Raw genomic sequence first — 1,348 nt, forward strand, 5'->3', positions numbered from 1 at the left:
AAAGTGCACTCTGAAAACTCATGTCGCCGCCTCCTGCGCGTGGCGGTACGTTCGAGACACCACGTTTCGAACCGCGCCCGCGACAGGAGGCAGCCATGTCACTCTACGCAGCCATCGATCTGCATTCCACCAACAGCGTGCTGGCGGTGATGGATGCCGACGGCAAACCGCTCCTGCAGTGCCGCCGCCCCAACGCCTTGCCCGGCATTCTCGCCGAGCTCGAACCGTTCCGGCCGCAGCTGGCCGGCGTGGCCGTCGAGTCGACCTACAACTGGTACTGGCTGGTGGACGGCCTGATGGATCACGGCTACGCCGTGCACCTGGTGAACACCACGGCCATCCCGCAGTACGACGGGCTCAAGCACGGCGACGACCACACCGACGCCCTGCACCTGGCGCAACTGATGCGCCTGGGCCTGTTGCCGGAGGGTTACATCTACCCGCGCGAGCAGCGCGCTACGCGCGACCTGCTGCGCCGTCGCTTCACCCTCGTGCGCCAGGCCGTGCAGTTGATGCTGATGATCCAATCGAGCGTCAGTCGCTGCAGTGGTCGCTGCCTGTCCAGCAACGCCATCCGCCAGCTCACCGCGGCGCAACTGGAATCCCTCTTCCCCGATCTGGCCACGCGCTACGGCGTGCTGGTCCAATTCAGGCTCTGGCTGACCCTGCAGGAGCAGATCGCTGCGCTGGAGCGGTGGGTGCGCAAGGACCTGGCCCGGCCCGATCTCCTGCTGCGCCTGCAAAGCGTGCCGGGCATCGGTCCGATCCTCGGCACGACGATCCTGCTGGAAACCGGCGCCATCGAGCGCTTCGCCTCGGTCGGCGACTACGCCTCGTACTGCCGCATGGTGGAGAGCGTCCGACTGTCCAACGGCAAGCGCAAAGGCCACGGCAACCGCAAGTGCGGCAACCGCTACCTGTGCTGGGCCTACATGGAAGCCGCCCATCACGCCACCCGCCACAGCGCCCCGGTCCGGCGCTGGTATGAACGCAAGCGCGCCCGCAAACACCGCGTGGTCGCCATCAAGGCCGTGGCGCACAAACTGGCGCGCGCCAGCTACTACATGCTGCGCGAAGGCACGCCGTTCGATCCGAAGCGTGCCTTCGGCTGATCATGCCGGCGGTCGCAGGACGGATTGGGGAATGGCACGCAACCAGCCCTCTGAATGGCCGCGACCGCCGGCACCCGTGTGGAACGCAGGACCGCGCGCGGACCGAACCATCGAGGGGTGGGCCGACAGCCCGAGACTCTGTGCAGCGCGTGGCGCGCACTTGGACGGACACCGCGATGACCGATAAGTGTTTGGGCAACGGCCGGGGCCGCTACGGCGGCCTGGATCCAGAAGGG

The 1,348-nt window shown here is 67.3% G+C and carries 1 protein-coding gene; it reads left to right on the plus strand.

Going from position 1 to position 1,348, the window contains the following annotated elements:
- Positions 1-95 precede the first annotated feature (95 nt).
- Entirely contained in the window at positions 96-1,112 is a 1,017-nt protein-coding gene (locus MBSD_RS13445; protein ID WP_062537815.1) for an IS110 family RNA-guided transposase, read from the plus strand.
- Positions 1,113-1,348: the final 236 nt, after the last annotated feature.

The organism is Mizugakiibacter sediminis (assembly GCF_000953855.2).
GTDB lineage: Bacteria > Pseudomonadota > Gammaproteobacteria > Xanthomonadales > Rhodanobacteraceae > Mizugakiibacter > Mizugakiibacter sediminis.

Coding starts and splice junctions, on each gene's coding strand:
- MBSD_RS13445 (WP_062537815.1), top strand. CDS start 96: ATGTCACTCTACGCAGCCATCGATCTGCATTCCACCAACAGCGTGCTG.